This window comes from Shinella zoogloeoides, from assembly GCF_020883495.1.
Lineage (GTDB): Bacteria > Pseudomonadota > Alphaproteobacteria > Rhizobiales > Rhizobiaceae > Shinella > Shinella zoogloeoides.
Genome location: NZ_CP086610.1, coordinates 3,944,194 through 3,959,370, shown reverse-complemented (window position 1 = coordinate 3,959,370; position 15,177 = coordinate 3,944,194). Strand labels below are relative to the sequence as shown.

General features: G+C 66.2%; 16 protein-coding genes. 9 read left to right on the top strand and 7 right to left on the bottom strand.

From position 1 onward, the window contains the following. Nucleotides 1–76 precede the first annotated feature (76 nt). The 9 genes from K8M09_RS19465 to K8M09_RS19425 all read left to right on the top strand — a co-directional run bounded on the left by K8M09_RS19465 (nt 77) and on the right by K8M09_RS19425 (nt 10,014). Nucleotides 77–1,354, top strand: a complete 1,278-nt coding sequence (locus tag K8M09_RS19465; protein WP_160786675.1) for an imelysin family protein — start codon at nt 77–79, stop codon at nt 1,352–1,354. Nucleotides 1,355–1,401: 47 nt separating this feature from the next. Then, entirely contained in the window at nt 1,402–2,937 is a 1,536-nt protein-coding gene (locus tag K8M09_RS19460; protein WP_160786676.1) for a di-heme oxidoreductase family protein, read from the top strand. After that, nucleotides 2,937–4,067, top strand: a complete 1,131-nt coding sequence (locus K8M09_RS19455) for an imelysin family protein (RefSeq protein WP_160786677.1) — start codon at nt 2,937–2,939, stop codon at nt 4,065–4,067. The genes K8M09_RS19460 and K8M09_RS19455 overlap by 1 nt, the downstream gene beginning before the upstream one ends. Continuing rightward, nucleotides 4,067–5,161 carry a DUF1513 domain-containing protein gene (locus tag K8M09_RS19450; RefSeq protein WP_160786678.1) on the top strand — a complete coding sequence of 365 codons (1,095 nt, stop codon included), beginning with the start codon at nt 4,067–4,069 and terminating at the stop codon, nt 5,159–5,161. The genes K8M09_RS19455 and K8M09_RS19450 overlap by 1 nt, the downstream gene beginning before the upstream one ends. Before the next feature lie 44 nt (nt 5,162–5,205). Next, a complete protein-coding gene (locus K8M09_RS19445) occupies nt 5,206–5,661 on the top strand; it encodes a TspO/MBR family protein (protein WP_160786679.1) in 456 nt (151 codons plus the stop codon). Nucleotides 5,662–5,731: 70 nt separating this feature from the next. After that, the gene (locus K8M09_RS19440) at nt 5,732–6,181 is read left to right on the top strand and encodes a PaaI family thioesterase (RefSeq protein ID WP_160786680.1); all 450 of its coding nucleotides are present in this window, start codon (nt 5,732–5,734) and stop codon (nt 6,179–6,181) included. Then, complete coding sequence (locus K8M09_RS19435; protein WP_160786681.1) at nt 6,178–6,822, top strand: 5'-methylthioadenosine/S-adenosylhomocysteine nucleosidase; 645 nt, start codon at nt 6,178–6,180, stop codon at nt 6,820–6,822. The genes K8M09_RS19440 and K8M09_RS19435 overlap by 4 nt, the downstream gene beginning before the upstream one ends. 53 nt (nt 6,823–6,875) lie before the next feature. Further along, nucleotides 6,876–8,438, top strand: a complete 1,563-nt coding sequence (gene guaA / locus K8M09_RS19430; protein WP_160786682.1) for a glutamine-hydrolyzing GMP synthase — start codon at nt 6,876–6,878, stop codon at nt 8,436–8,438. A gap of 319 nt (nt 8,439–8,757) precedes the next feature. Continuing rightward, nucleotides 8,758–10,014 (top strand): tyrosine-type recombinase/integrase, encoded by a 1,257-nt coding sequence (locus K8M09_RS19425; protein ID WP_160786683.1) that lies wholly within the window; start codon nt 8,758–8,760, stop codon nt 10,012–10,014. Here K8M09_RS19425 and K8M09_RS19420 read toward each other — a convergent pair. From K8M09_RS19420 to trbK-alt, 7 genes are all read right to left on the bottom strand, one after another. Beyond that, nucleotides 10,004–10,273: a helix-turn-helix transcriptional regulator gene (locus K8M09_RS19420; RefSeq protein ID WP_160786684.1), complete on the bottom strand. Its 270-nt coding sequence runs from the start codon at nt 10,271–10,273 to the stop codon at nt 10,004–10,006. The two genes, K8M09_RS19425 and K8M09_RS19420, sit on opposite strands and share 11 nt — an antisense overlap. Nucleotides 10,274–10,523: 250 nt before the next feature. After that, on the bottom strand, nt 10,524–10,739 hold the full coding sequence (locus K8M09_RS19415) for a DUF2274 domain-containing protein (RefSeq protein ID WP_160786685.1): 216 nt from the start codon (nt 10,737–10,739) through the stop codon (nt 10,524–10,526). A 3-nt stretch (nt 10,740–10,742) separates the two neighbouring features. Then, the gene (locus K8M09_RS19410) at nt 10,743–11,879 is read right to left on the bottom strand and encodes a TrbI/VirB10 family protein (RefSeq protein ID WP_160786686.1); all 1,137 of its coding nucleotides are present in this window, start codon (nt 11,877–11,879) and stop codon (nt 10,743–10,745) included. Then, nucleotides 11,876–12,832 carry a P-type conjugative transfer protein TrbG gene (gene trbG, locus K8M09_RS19405; protein ID WP_160786687.1) on the bottom strand — a complete coding sequence of 319 codons (957 nt, stop codon included), beginning with the start codon at nt 12,830–12,832 and terminating at the stop codon, nt 11,876–11,878. Before trbG ends, K8M09_RS19410 begins: the two co-directional genes overlap by 4 nt. Further along, complete coding sequence (trbF, locus tag K8M09_RS19400; RefSeq protein ID WP_160786688.1) at nt 12,829–13,518, bottom strand: conjugal transfer protein TrbF; 690 nt, start codon at nt 13,516–13,518, stop codon at nt 12,829–12,831. Before trbF ends, trbG begins: the two co-directional genes overlap by 4 nt. After that, entirely contained in the window at nt 13,518–14,879 is a 1,362-nt protein-coding gene (gene trbL / locus K8M09_RS19395) for a P-type conjugative transfer protein TrbL (protein ID WP_160786689.1), read from the bottom strand. Before trbL ends, trbF begins: the two co-directional genes overlap by 1 nt. Nucleotides 14,880–14,882: 3 nt before the next feature. Then, nucleotides 14,883–15,161 (bottom strand): putative entry exclusion protein TrbK-alt, encoded by a 279-nt coding sequence (gene trbK-alt, locus K8M09_RS19390; protein WP_160786690.1) that lies wholly within the window; start codon nt 15,159–15,161, stop codon nt 14,883–14,885. Nucleotides 15,162–15,177 lie beyond the last annotated feature (16 nt).

Below are 15,177 nucleotides of genomic sequence, written 5' to 3'. Positions count from 1 at the left end.
GCCGGGCCATCCGGGCAGCGTCCTCTCGCTGCCCCGGTGTCGGGGGGACACGTCAAACAGGACACCAGGAGACGTCATGACCACTTCCTTCCTTCGCGCGGCCGCCTTTGCGCTTGCTGCCGCCGCGTCCAGCCTTGCCATCGGTTCCGCCCATGCGGCCGCCGATCCGGCTGCGATCGTCAAGCACTATGCCGAGATCGCCCATGCCAAATATTCCGACGCCCTCGACGCCGCCAAGGCGCTCGATGCGGCGGTCGACGCCCTCATCGCCAAGCCGAGCGACGAAACGCTGAAGGCTGCCCGCGAAGCGTGGCTGAAGTCCCGCGTTCCCTACCAGCAGACGGAAGCCTACCGCTTCGGCAACCCGATCGTCGACGACTGGGAAGGCAAGGTGAACGCCTGGCCGCTCGATGAAGGCCTGATCGACTATGTCGACCCGAGCTACGGCACGGAGAGCGACGAAAACGCCCTCTTCGTCGGCAATGTCATCGCCAATCCGAAGCTGGAGATCGGCGGCAAGACCATCGACGCCACGACGATCACCCCGGCGGTTCTCCAGGAACTGCACAAGGCCGGCGAAGTCGAGGCGAATGTCGCGACCGGCTACCACGCCATCGAATTCCTGCTCTGGGGCCAGGACCTCAACGGAACCGGCAAGGGCGCGGGCAACCGTCAGGCGAGCGACTACGATACGGCCAATTGCACCAACGGCAATTGCGACCGCCGCGCCGCCTACCTGAAGTCCGCCTCGTCCCTGCTCGTCACCGATCTCGAGGAGATGGTGAAGGCCTGGGCCGCCGATGGCGACGCCACCAAGAACGTGACCGCCGATCCGAAGGCCGGCATCACCGCCATGCTGACCGGCATGGGCTCGCTCTCCTACGGCGAACTGGCCGGCGAGCGCATGAAGCTCGGCCTGCTGCTGCACGATCCGGAAGAGGAGCACGATTGCTTCTCCGACAACACGCACAACTCGCACTACTACGACGTCGTCGGCATCCAGACCGTCTATACGGGCGAATACACCCGCCCGGACGGCACGAAGATGACCGGCCCGTCGCTCTCCGAACTGGTCGCGGAAAAGGACGCCGCGCTCGACACGGAACTGAAGGGCAAGCTCGACGCCAGCCATGCGGCCTTCAAGGCGCTGGTGGACCGCGCCGAGGGTGGCGAGGCCTATGACCAGATGATCGGCGAAGGCAACGAAGAGGGCAACAAGGTCGTCCAGGCCGCCATCGACAGCCTGATCGACCAGACCAAGACCATCGAGCGCGTCATCGGGTCGCTGGACCTCGGCAAGATCGAGCTTGAAGGCTCCGACAGCCTGGATAATCCTAGCGCCGTCTTCAAATAAGCAGGAAGGCGGGCCGCCTCCCTTCGGGACGGCGGCCCGATCCCTATATGACAGAACGCCCTGCCCGTCGTCTGCTCGCGGTTTCGACCGCGTTCACCGTCGCGGCGGGCGTTTTCGTTCTCGGCCATGCCCATTCCGCCGGGCTGGAACGGGACGATCTCTCCGCGAAGGACCGCAAGCGTGTTGCGGCCGTCACCGCGCTGGCGACGGACTTCTCCAGGGCGGAGCAATACGAGGCGATGTCCGGCGGCGCGGCGACGTCGCTCGCGAAAATCGACATCGACAGCTTTTCCCATTTTTCCGAAAACATCACCTTCGAGGAACGGGAGACGTTCAAGCTCGGGAACGCGCTGTTCCAGAAGCTCTGGGTCTCCTCCCCCTCCTCCACGCAGGCCTCCGACGGCCTCGGCCCGCTCTACAACGCCCGCTCCTGCCAGACCTGTCACATCAAGGACGGCCGCGGCCATCCGCCGGAGGGCGCGCAGGACGCGACCTCGATGTTCCTGCGCCTTGCCCGCGCCGCGAAGACGCCGGACGACGAGGCAGCCCTGAAGAACTTTTCCGAAATGAGCCTGCCGGACCCGGTCTACGGCCGCCAGCTTCAGGACCGCGGCGTTCCCGGCCTCAAGGCCGAGGGGCGCATGGCGATCGACTATACCGAGGAGCCGGTGACACTGGCCGGCGGCGAGGTCGTCCACCTGCGCCGCCCGGCCTATTCCGTGGCGAACCTCGCCTATGGCGACCTCGACCCGACGACGACCCTTTCGCCGCGCGTCACCCAGCCGATGCTCGGCCTTGGCCTCATCCAGGCGATCCACGAGGCGGATATCCTTGCGCTGGCCGACCCCGACGACGCCAACGGCGACGGCATCAGCGGCAAGGCCGCCGTCGCCATCGATCCGAAGACCGGCAGGCAGGCGCTCGGCCGCTTCGGCTGGAAGGCGCAGTCGGCGACCGTGCGCCAGCAGAGCGCCGAGGCCTTCGCCTTCGACATCGGCATTTCCACGCCCGAAGTGCCGCTGCATCAGGGTGATTGCACGCCCGCTCAAACCGCCTGCCTCGAACGCCCGGACGGCGTTCAGGAACGGCTCGGCGATGCCGAAGCGCCGCCGCCCGTCATGGACCTCGTAACCTTCTACGCGGAAAACCTTGCCGTGCCCGCGCGGCGCAAGGCGAGCTTTGCCGGGACGCTGGCCGGCAAGCGCGTCTTCTACGAGACGGGCTGCGCTTCCTGCCATCAACCGAAATTCGTGACCCGGCGCGATGCCGAAAACAAGGCGCATGCCTTCCAGCTCATCTGGCCCTATTCCGATTTCCTGCTGCACGACATGGGCGAAGGCCTTGCCGACGGACAGGCCGTCGGGGTCGCGAGCGGCCGGGAGTGGCGCACGCCGCCGCTCTGGGGTATCGGCCTTACAAAAACCGTCAACGGCCATACGTTCTTCCTGCATGACGGCCGCGCCCGCAACCTCACCGAGGCCATCCTCTGGCACGGCGGCGAGGCCAAGGCGGCGCGCGACCGCTTCGCCGCGCTGGAAAAACACGACCGCGACGCCCTTCTGACCTTCCTGGAGAGCCTCTGATGACCACCCGGCGCCTTCCCCTCCTGCGGCTTCCCGCGCTTCTTGCGGTAAGCCTTCTCCTTTCCGCCGCCCCGCCGGCGCTGGCACAGGAAGGCTCGGTGCCCGTACCGCCCAGTCTCACCGACGCAAGCGTCGTCGACGTGATGACGCGCGCCGTCGATGAGGTCATCCGCCCCGGCTACCGCGCCTTCGAGGCTTCCGCCGGCACGCTCGCCGATGCGACCGCCGCCTTCTGCAAGGCCCCGTCCGAAGCCTCCCGCAAGGCGGTGGACGAGGCCTTCCGGCAGGCCGTCGCCGACTGGGGCCGCATCGAGATCGTGCGCGTCGGCCCGGTCCTCGACGACAACCGCTTCGAACGCATCCTCTTCTACCCCGACCGCAAGGGCACCGGCCTGAAGCAGGTGCAGGCGCTGCTGCAAAAGCAGGAAGAGGCCGATACCGACGCCGCGACCATGGGCGGCAAGAGCGTCGCCATCCAGGGTTTTGGCGCGCTCGAATTCGCGCTCTACGGCACCGGCTCCGAAACGCTGATGGAAAAGCCGGACAGCTTCCGCTGCCGCTACGCCGCCGCCGTCGCCGCCCATATCCACAGCACGGCGGTCGCGCTCGCCGCCGCCTGGGACGCGCCGGACGGCGTGCAGCATGACTGGAAACATCCCGGCCCGCAGAACCCGGTCTTCCGCACCGGCAAGGAAGCCGTTACCGCCCTTCTCGGCATTCTCGTCCACGGCGCGGAAGCGGTCCGCGACCAGCGCATCGAGACCTTCTACCGCCACGGCGGCACGGCGCGGCCGAAATCGGCGGTGTTCTGGCGCTCGGGTAACACCTGGATCTCGATCGACGCCAATATCGAGGGCCTGCGCACGCTCTTCGACAAATCCGGCATGATCGGCCTCATCGATCCGAACTTCGCCTCCATCGGCGGCAATATCGATTTCGTGCTGAAATCTCTGCAACGCGTCACTCCCACCGTCGACACCGATATCGAAAAGGCCGTCACGACACCCGAGGAACAGCAGAAGATCGCCTTCCTGCTCGTCAACACGCGCGACCTGATCCTGCGCCTCAACGGCGAATATGGCGGCGCCATGGGCCTTGGCGCCGGCTTCTCCTTCGCGGACGGCGACTGATGACGGCCCGGCCCAGCGCGTCCCTCGACCGCCGCGCCTTCCTGCGCATGGCGGGCACGGCCTGGGCGGCGTCGCTTGCCGCCCGCCCGGCCTTCGCGCTGTCGCGCACCGACGCCGTCTTCGCCTCCGGCTACCGGGAGCCGGACGGCAGCTTCGGCATCGCGGTCCTCGCCGAAGACGGAAGGATCATCGACCGCACGCCGCTGCCGGCCCGCAGCCACGGCATGGCCTTTTCTCCCATCACGAACCACCTCGTCGCCTTCGCCCGCCGTCCCGGCACCTTCGCGCTGGTGATCGACCGTTCCGGCAAAGCCGCGCCCGTCACCATCGCTGCCGCCGAGGACCGGCATTTCTTCGGCCACGGCTGCTTTGCGCCGGACGGTAGGATCCTCTACGCCAGCGAGAACGATTTCGACGCCAACAGGGGCGTCATCGGCCTCTACGACGCCCGCGACGGCTACCGCCGCATCGGCGAATATTCGACCTTCGGTATCGGCACGCACGATCTCTCCGTCAGCGACGACGGCAGTCTGCTGATCGCCGCCAATGGCGGCATCGAGACCCACCCGGATTTCGGGCGCACCAAGCTGAACCTCGACCATATGGAACCCTCGCTCGCCCTGATCGACGCGGCGACCGGCGCACTCATCGAGCGGCATGCGCTGCCGGAAAAACTGCGCCAGCTCTCCACCCGCCATGTCGATCTCGACGAGAAGGGCCGCATCTGGTTCGCCTGCCAGTATGAAGGCCCGCGCAACGACCTGCCGCCGCTCGTCGGCCGGCTCAGTAAGGGCGAGGACCTCACCTTCCTCTCGCTGCCCGAAGAGACGACCATCGGCCTTGCCAACTATGTCGGCGCCATCGCGGTGAACCGGCGCGAAGGCCTCGTCGGCCTCACCTCGCCGAACGGCGGACGCTTCGTCATGCTCGACGCCCGGACCGGCCGCGTCCTCAGGGAAGAAACCGTCGCGGATGCCGCGGGCATCGCCGCAGCGCCAAACGGCTTTGCCGTCTCCTCCTATGACGGACGCTTTGCCGGCCGGCGCGAAGACGTCGCCTGGGACCAGCACATTGCCAGCCTGAGACCCCGCTGATTTTCACCTCTGGACGACGCGCCGGGGTGCGCTACCTCCCCGGCATGAGCAACAAGCCCCTCGTCTATCTCACCTTCATCATCCTCGTTCTCGGCGGCGGCCTGCTGATCGGCGCCGGCAACATGCCCGGCGACTGGTATCAATCGCTGGCAAAACCCTCGTTCAACCCACCGAACTGGGTCTTCGCGCCGGTCTGGAGCCTCCTCTACGTCCTCATCGGCGTGGTCGGCGCCCGGACATGGCTCACCCTGCGCCATTCCATGGCGATGCGGCTGTGGTTCGCCCAGCTCGTCTTCAACTTCGCCTGGTCGCCAGTCTTCTTCGGCCTGAAGGACCCCACTTCCGCGCTGATCGTCATCCTTGCCCTCCTCGTCTGCGTGATAGGCTTCATCGCCGCGTCCCGGCGGCAGGACCGGGCGGCGGCGCTGCTCTTCCTGCCCTATCTCGCCTGGGTCGCCTTCGCGACCGCGCTCAACGGGGCGATTATCGCCCTGAACTGACGGGGACGCTTGCAGTGCAGCATGCGCCGTGCAAACCTCCGCCGAAACAGGGCTGGGACACGGGCACATCATGACAGGCATTCCCTCGGCGGATTTCGCCGGCCGCATCGCAAGGAGCTTCGAGCGGCAGGCCGCCATGCGGCTCATCGGCGCGGAACTGACCCGCGTCTCCCACGGCACGGTGGAAATCGAGCTGCCCTTCGACGACAAGCTGACGCAGCAGCACGGTTTCCTGCATGCCGGCGTCATCTCCGCCGCGCTGGACACAGCTTGCGGCTATGCCGCCTATTCCGTCATCGATGCGGATGCCTCGATCCTCACCATCGAGTTCAAGGTGAACCTCATGTCGCCGGGGCGCGGCGAGCGCTTCCTCTTCCGCGGCGAGGTCACCAAGCCCGGCAGCAACATCATCGTTGCCGACGGGCGCGGCTATGCCATCTCCGACGGCCCCGCCAAGCTGATCGCCTCCATGACCGGCACGATGATGGTCGTGCGCGGCCGCGAGGACATCGCCGAATGAGCTTTACCCTCAAGACCGTCGCGGACAAGCGCATCCTCTATGTCATGGCCGCCGATGCCGAATACGGCCCGCACCTGAAAGCCCGCATCGCGCCCTTCATGACGGGCGTCGGCCCGGTCGAGGCCGCCGTGCAACTGACGCTCGCCCTCTGCCATCTGGAAGCGGGAGGGAACCTTCCCGATTACGTCGTCTCGCTCGGCTCGGCCGGCTCCGCCACGCTGGAGCAGACCGCCATTTACCAGGCGACATCGGTCTCCTATCGCGACATGGACGCCTCGCCCCTCGGCTTCACCAAGGGCGCGACGCCCTTCCTCGACCTGCCCGTGGAAGTCGCCCTGCCCTTCACCATTCCCGGCATTCCGGCGGCGCGGCTCTCGACGGGCGCCAACATCGTCTCCGGCGCGGCCTATGCCGATATCGACGCCGACATGGTGGAGATGGAGACCTATGCGGAGCTGCGCGCCTGCCAGGCCTTCAACGTCCCGCTCATCGGCCTTCGCGGCATTTCCGACGGCAAGGCCGAGCTCACCCATATCGGCGACTGGACGGAATACCTGCATGTGATCGACGAAAAGCTCGCCGCCGCCGTCGATCTCCTGGAGGCGGCCATCGCCAGCGGGACCGTGGTTCGCAACGGCTGAAAATCCGGCTTTCCCCCGTTGCGCGCCGCGCGGATATTCTTTAAAGGCTCGCCATGACCCAGACAGCTCATCCCGACAGCGTTCTCATCATCGATTTCGGCAGCCAGGTGACCCAGCTCATCGGGCGGCGCGTGCGCGAAGCAGGCGTCTATTGCGAGATCATCCCCTTCCAGTCGGCGGAAGAAGCCTTCCACCGCATGAAGCCGAAGGCGATCATCTTTTCCGGCGGCCCCGCCTCGGTCCTCGATCAGGGCAGCCCCCGCGCACCGCAGATCGTCTTCGATTCCGGCCTGCCGATCCTCGGCATCTGCTACGGCCAGCAGACGCTCGCCACCCAGCTCGGCGGCACCGTCGAGGGTGGCCATGCCCGCGAATTCGGCCGTGCCGATGTGGAAATCCTGAAGGAGAGCCCGCTCTTCGAAGGCTTCTGGGAAGTGGGCAACAAATACCCGGTCTGGATGAGCCACGGCGACCGCGTCACCGTCGCACCTGAAGGCTTCGAGATCATCGGCGTTTCGGAAAACGCCCCCTTCGCCATCTGCGTCAACGAGGCGAAGCGCTACTACACGACCATGTTCCACCCGGAAGTGGTGCACACGCCGGACGGCGCGAAGCTGCTCTCCAACTTCGTGCACAAGATCGCCGGCATCAAGGGCGACTGGTCGATGTCCGCCTACCGCGCCCGCGCGGTGGAAGCGATCCGCGAGCAGGTCGGCGACAAGCGCGTCATCTGCGCCCTTTCGGGCGGCGTCGACAGTTCCGTCGCGGCCCTCCTCATCCATGAGGCGGTCGGCGCGCAGCTCACCTGCATCCTCGTCGACCACGGCCTGATGCGCAAGAACGAGGCGGCCGACGTCGTCGCCATGTTCCGCGAGCACTACAACCTGCATCTCATCCATGTCGACGCCGTCGACCGCTTCGTCGGCGAGCTGGAAGGCGTTTCCGACCCGGAGACCAAGCGCAAGATCATCGGCCGCCTGTTCATCGAGGTCTTCGAGGAAGAGGCCGGCAAGCTCGGCGGCGCGGAATTCCTCGCCCAGGGCACGCTCTATCCGGACGTCATCGAAAGCGTTTCCTTCACCGGCGGCCCCTCGGTTACGATCAAGTCGCACCACAATGTCGGCGGCCTGCCCGAGCGCATGAACATGAAGCTCGTCGAGCCGCTGCGCGAACTCTTCAAGGACGAGGTGCGCGTGCTCGGCCGCGAACTCGGCCTGCCAGACTCGTTCATCGGCCGCCATCCCTTCCCGGGTCCGGGCCTTGCCATCCGCTGCCCGGGCGGCATCACCCGCGACAAGCTGGAGATCCTGCGCGAAGCCGACGCCATCTATCTCGACGAGATCCGCAAGGCGGGCCTCTACGACAAGATCTGGCAGGCCTTCGCCGTGCTGCTCCCCGTCCAGACCGTCGGCGTCATGGGCGACGGCCGCACCTACGAATTCGTCTGCGCCCTTCGCGCCGTCACCTCCGTCGACGGCATGACGGCGGATTTCTACCACTACGACATGAACTTCCTCGGCCGCGCCGCCACCCGCATCATCAACGAAGTCCGCGGCATCAACCGCGTCGTCTATGATGTGACGTCGAAGCCGCCGGGCACGATCGAGTGGGAATGATTCAGGCCTATCCGAACGCCGCCGATTGCCCTCTATAACCCTCCATAATACACTGAAAACAAACAATAATCCAAACCGAAGCTATCGCCGTCTATCGCCGGGCAAGCCTCGCGATCGACGGTATGGCTGACGGTATGGGGACTCTTGTGACATCGTCAGATTGCATATACCGTCAGGGCTAAGAGAGCTTGTGACGGTATTTTTTTCGACATTATTCCATTGAGAATAAAAGGAAATTTGCCGTCAAGAGAGGCTGATTTTGGCCTGACGGTATATTTGGTGGCTCTCTCGCGTTTTTTGAACGATTTCGGAGGGTCCAATGCTTACTGACGCCGCCATTAAGGCACTGAAACCAAAAGATAAATTATACAAGATTGCTGACCGTGACGGTATGTACGTCGTGGTCCAGCCCTCGGGGTCGGTTGTCTTCCGGTACGACTACCGCATGAACGGCCGGCGAGAGACCTTGACGCTCGGTCGGTACGGGTCCGCCGGCCTGTCTCTGGCGCGTGCGCGGGAGAAACTGATCGACGCGCAGCGCTCGATTCAGGAAGGGCGGTCGCCCGCCCAGGAAAAGCAGCGTGAGAAGCGTCGCATCAAGGAAGCAAAGAGCTTCGGCGAGTTTGCTGAACGCTGGCTGCAAGAGCACCGGATGGCCGAAAGCACCCGCGCGATGCGCCGCACGATCTACGAGCGGGATATCCATCCGACGTTTCGCAATCGGCTGCTGACGGAAATCAGCCCCGAGGATCTCCGGGCGATGTGCGCGAAGGTGAAGGCCCGTGGAGCGCCGGCCACTGCGGTCCATGTCCGTGACATCGTGAAGCTGGTTTATTCCTTCGCGATCCTGCACGGGGAGAAGGTGCCGAACCCGGCTGATGAAGTCGGACCTTCCTCGATCGCGACGTTCGTTCCCAAGGACCGCTCGCTATCGCCCGCCGAAATCCGGGTCATGCTTGGGCAGCTTGAGCATGTGGCCACGCTGCCGACGATCCGCCTCGGAATGAAGCTGTTCCTGCTGACCATGGTTCGCAAGAGCGAGCTGCAGGACGCGACCTGGGATGAGATCGACTTCGAAAATGCGGTGTGGTCGATTCCGAAAGAACGGATGAAGCGCTCCAAGCCGCACAACGTCTATCTGTGCGAACAGGCGATCGACATCCTCATCGCGCTCAAGACCTGCGCCGGCAATTCGCGATATCTACTGCCGTCGCGCTACGACGCGGATGCGCCGATGTCGCGCGCGACCTTCAATCGCGTCACCTATGCGGTGGTCGAGCAGGCCAAGAAGGCGGGACTGCCCTTGGAACCGTTCACGGTGCATGACCTGCGCCGCACAGGATCGACACTGCTCAACGAGCTGGGGTTCAACAGCGACTGGATCGAGAAGTGCCTGGCGCATGAGGATGGGCGTTCGTCGCGTGGCATCTACAACAAGGCGGAGTATGAGCACCAGCGCCGCCATATGATGCAGGAATGGGCCAAACTCATCGACGCATGGGTGGCCGGTCAGAAATACACCCCGACGCTCTATCCGGCCTCAATGGACCTGCTGGTCCCCGAGCCTAACCTTTGATGGGCCGGGTTTTCCGGAGCGCCACGTCAGGGGACGGCGCCCGCTTGATGGTTTTCGCTTTGGAGGCTCGGCGGCGTTCATCCAGCCAAGCCTCCACCTCTGCTAGATCCCACACGACTGTTCGGGCCGTCAGGTAGAAGCGTTGCGGGAAGTCGCCCCGCTGCTCCATATCGTAGATGGTGGTGTCGGCCAGAGGGACGATCTCGCGAAGCTGGTGTCTGCGGATGGTGCGTTTGCTGAGAGGGGGCGGCTGGTTCATCGTCCATCCCCGCCGCGTGCGATCCCGCCATTCGATATGTTCATGCCAAACCTCGTTTCTTCAACGCGGCCGGAGCAGCGACGTGGCTGCTTTCCCGGCGTCTGGCGAACCATGGCGAAAGATCGGTGGCCGGTAGCGTGCCGAATTCACGCTCACTCGCGCGCGGCACCCCAGCCAAGCCGGCTTCGCCCTGAATGCGGCGATTAACGCGCCCGCTGGATGGCCTGGAGGACATTGCCGGTTTGAGCGGTCAGCCCGTCGTGCGCCGCGCCTTGGCGAAGCCGCGATCGGTGGCGATGAAGCGTTCCAACATCGGCACGATGAGCTTTGCGGGCTCGATCGGTGCGCCGCCCTCTGCGAGAAGGCGGCCGTATTCGATCAGGTCGCGATGGAGTGCAGCGGGCAACTCCAGCGCGACCCTGACGGGCTTGTCGTTGGCGATGGGGCCGAGTTTGAGTTTGGTCACGGATCAGCTCCTGTAGGGCTCGAATACGATGTCGCGGGTCACGATGACCCTGACCGGAAAGCCCGGCCGGATGGTCAGCGTCGGCGCGACCTGCAACTGGCGCTGGACGACCTGTTGCCCCGCCTGATTGACGGTGTCCTGTGCGCCGCCGCGAATGGCAGCGATGAGGCGATCATTGTCGTCGGTAGCGAGTTCCGTGCCGACGCCGAGCAAGGTCGAAAGGACGGCGGCCTTGGCGAGATCCCACCAGTGGTAATCGACGCCATCCTCAAGACCGGCATAGCCTTGCGTGTCGGCGCCCGGCTGGCGCTCGAGAACGATAGAGCGGCCGTTCGGCATGATGAGGCGGTTCCAGACCAGCAAGACACGGCGCTGCCCGAACTGGACGCTGTTGTCATATTGGCCGATGAGCCGCGTGCCCTGCGGCACGAGGAGGATGCGGCCCGTAGGGCTATCGTAGATATTCTCCGTGACCTGCGCGGTGATCTGGCCGGGAAGGTCGGAACGGATGCCGGTGATGAGCGCGGCTGAAATCACCGCGCCGGCCTGAAGCACGAAGGGCGACGCCGGCGGCGTCACGCGATCGGGCGTGACCGTGCGCCGGTCGGCCGCCGCGTTGAGGAAGGCGAGCTGCTTGTCCTGCGCGGTTGAGGCTTGTCCACCCGCACCGCCGAGATCGAGGCCCGGCATCGCGCCCGCTGTCGCCGGGGCGGTCGATCCCTGACGGGACTGGAAGAAGACGGTGCTGAGGCGCGCGGCTTCTTCCTCGGCGCGGCGGCGCTGTTCTGCCTCGTCGACGCCGGGTGTCGGCACGACGGGCGACACGACCGGTTGGCCGGCGTTCTGCGCGCTCAGGATGGGGCCGCCGAGATCGCCGGGCAAAGCCGGGCCGAGGACCGGGCCGGCATAGTCCTTGGGCAGGCCTGCGAGGCCATCGGCGGTCTGGCGGTTGTTGGTGGAGTATAGTTCCTCGCCGCCATCGCCCGGCCCGCGGGTTTGGAGTGCATAGATGAGTGCCCCGCCGATGCCGACCATGGCGACGGCGGCGACGCCGGCGAGCATCTTGCGCGACAGGCGGGTGACGCGCGGCGTTTCGGCGCGCAGGCGCATGGGGTTGGTGCTGGTCTCGGTCTCACTCATGATTGCGGTCTCCCGTCGGTGCGGACGATCCTGACGGTCTGCTGGCGGTCGCCCGCGCCAAGACGCAGCTCGGCCGCGCCGAACAGGCGATCGACGATCAGGATGTGTTGATGGATGCGGCTGTTGACGACCTGGGTTTCGCCATTGGGGCCGATGACGAAGATCGGCGGCATTTCGCCCTGCACGATGCCGCGCGGGAACTCGACATAGACGCGGCGGCCATCGTCATAGACCGCGACCGGCTTCCATGGCGGCGTGTCGCCGGTGAGACCGTAGCGATAGTTGCGCGCGGCCACGGCCGGAATGACCGGCGTTGCCGGAAGCGTCTGCCGCCCGCCGCCTGCCGGTTGCGGATAGGCCCAGGAGACGGCGGGCATATAGGGCTTCTCGCCCGAGCGCAGCTCGATCATGTAGGTGCGCCGGTCAGTCGTGATGACGAGGTTCGTGGTGATGTCGGCGCGCGAGGGCTTCACCAGAACCAGCACGCGACGACTCACGCCGGAGCCGGATTCGGTATCGCCGATGATCCAGCGCGCGGTATCGCCGGCGGCGATCGGCCCGGCGCCCGTCAGGGCCTCGCCGGGTTCGAGCGCAATGCTGGTGATCTGACCCGGAGCGGCATAGACTTGATAGAGCGCGCCTTCTGACCACGGATAGACCTGGATGGCGTTGTAATAGCCCTCGCGGCGCGGTTGCACGCGAGCGGCGGCATTGGCGTTCTCGACGCGGCCGGTCGGGGTGCCGGCGGTCTCGCCGCCGCGCGCGACGGTCCAGCCCGGGGGCACGTTCAGGGGCTTGGGCCGTTCGTCCGTCACGGTGACGGGGACTTCCGGCAGCGGCGGGACGCTGGCGTCGTAGCTGATTTCCGGGGGCTTGAAGGTGGCGCAGCCCGCCAGAGCCGTCGCGGACAGGAGGACCACCAAGGCGGCGGATTTGCGGATTGCCGGGTTCATTGGCCCATCTCCCGCGACCAGTTGATGGCGTTGACGTAGATACCGAGCGGATTGGCTTTCAGGCGCTCGGCGTCGCGCGGCGGCTGAAGCGCGATCGTCAGGATCGCGGTCCAGCGCTGGGTCGAGGCGAGCGCGCCATTCTCGAACTGCCGCTCGGTCCAGGCGACGCGGAACGAATCCGGCGAGGCGCGGATGACGCTGGAGACGTCGACGGCGATCTGCTGCGTGCCGACCTTGGCGAAGGGATCGTTGGTGCGGGCATAGTCGTTGAGCGCGCCAGCGCCGCGATCGGTCGTCCATTCATAGGCGCGAAGCCAGTTCTGGCGGACGACGATGGGATCGGCGGGGATGCTCCTGACCTGCTCGATGAAGCGGCCGAGATGCCATGCGATCTGCGGATCGGTCGGGCGATATTCGGCCGTCGCCGGTTCGATGCTCTGCGGCTGGCCGAGCTTGTCGACCTGAACGACCCAGGGCACGACGGTCCCGCGCGCCGACTGGATGACGAGCGCGCCGGCGAAGCCCGCCGAGAGGATCAGAGAGCCGAAGGCCATGTAGCGCCAGTTCTTCGCCTGGACGCGGGCCGAGCCGATGCGCTCGTCCCAGACCTGGGCGGCCTTCTGGTAGGGCGTCTCGGGTTCGGGAGGCTTGCCGTAATGGGCGGCGGGTCTTTTGAAGGGGTTCATCAGCGGTCACTTTCAGAAAGGTTGATGGAGGAACCGGAGCCGTGGCTGTCGCCGGAGCGGATGGCGTGGGCGGCGGCGCTGACGCCGTGGGAGAGATGCTGGCCGCGCTTCATGCGCTTGGCCCAATCCGGAGCCCCGCCCGTCGTGGCCGTGGCCGTCGGGGTGGATGCGGCTTCCGCACCGCCGCCGATCGTTCCCATGGTCGAGGAACCGCCGGTCGCGCCGAAGCCTGCCTTCGCGCCATCGGAGAAGCTGGATTTCATGCTTTCGGACGCTTGCGCGGCAGCGCGGCGCAAGGGCGAGACGGCGGCCGACCCGGCTGTGCGCGCGACCGCGCCCATGCCTGAGGCGACGCCGCCCGCGCCGGATTTGCCGAGCGAGCCGAGCGAATAGGCCGAGGAGGCTGCGCCCGCCGCGGTCGCGCCGCCACGAGCGGCCGCGGCCCCGCCGGAGAGCATGGCGCCGCCGCCCTTTGCGGCCAGCATCGCACCGCCGCCGGCGGCCATGGCCGCGCCGCCGACCGCAAGGCCGGTGCCGATCGCCGCGCCAGCGCCGAGCTGCGGGCCGCCGGAGACGAGGCCGTTGGCAATGCCAGGGCCGAAGATGCCGAGACCGACCAGCGAGAGCGCGGCGAGCACGACGGCCATGGCGTCGTCGATGCTCGGGGTCTGACCGCCGAACCCTTGCGTGAACTGCGAGAACAGCGTCGAGCCGATGCCGATGATGACGGCGAGGACGAGAACCTTGATGCCCGACGAGATGACGTTGCCGAGCACCTTTTCGGCCATGAAGGCGGTCTTGCCGAAGAGGCCGAACGGGATCAGCACGAAACCCGCCAGCGTCGCCAGCTTGAACTCGATCAAGGTGACGAAGAGCTGGATCGCCAAAATGAAGAAGGCGATGATGACCAGCGCCCAGGCGAAGAGCAGGCAGGCGATCTGGATGAAGTTCTCGAAGAAGGCGACCCAGCCCATCAGGTCGGAGATGGATTCGAGCAGCGGCCTGGCGGCGTCGAGACCGGTCTGTGCGACCTTGCCGGGGCGCATCAGATCCTGCGCGGTGAAGCCGGTGCCGCTCGCCTTCAGGCCGAGGCCGGCGAAGCTCTCGAAGACGATCTTGGCGAGATTGTTCCAGTTGCCGATGAGATAGGCGAAGACGCCGACGAACAGCGTCTTCTTGACGAGCCGCGCGATGATGTCGTCATCGGCGGCCCAGGACCAGAAGAGGGCGGCGAGCGTCACATCGATGACGATGAGGGTGGTGGCGATGAACGCCACCTCGCCGCCGAGCAGGCCGAAGCCTGAGTCGATGTAGCGGGTGAAGGTTCCGAGGAAGTTGTCGATGACGCCTGCGCCGCCCATGGCTCACCGCCCTTCGGGGGCGGCCGGCGCGGACGCGCGGCCAAGGAAGCGGTCGCGGGTTTCGGCCCAGACACGCATGCACTCGCTATCCTCGGCCGCCTTCTGCCCAAGCTGCTGGCACCGGCGTTGTCCTTCGCGCAGCGGATCGCGCGCGGGCTCCTGAAGGCTGGCCGGCGCGGGCGCCGGAGCCTCTTTCTTGCGGGTCATCTCGATCGCGGTCGCCGTGATGGCGACCGCGACGAAGACGATGGCGCCCAACCGGGCCAGCATCTTGCCGTCCATGACGTTCCTCCCTTCC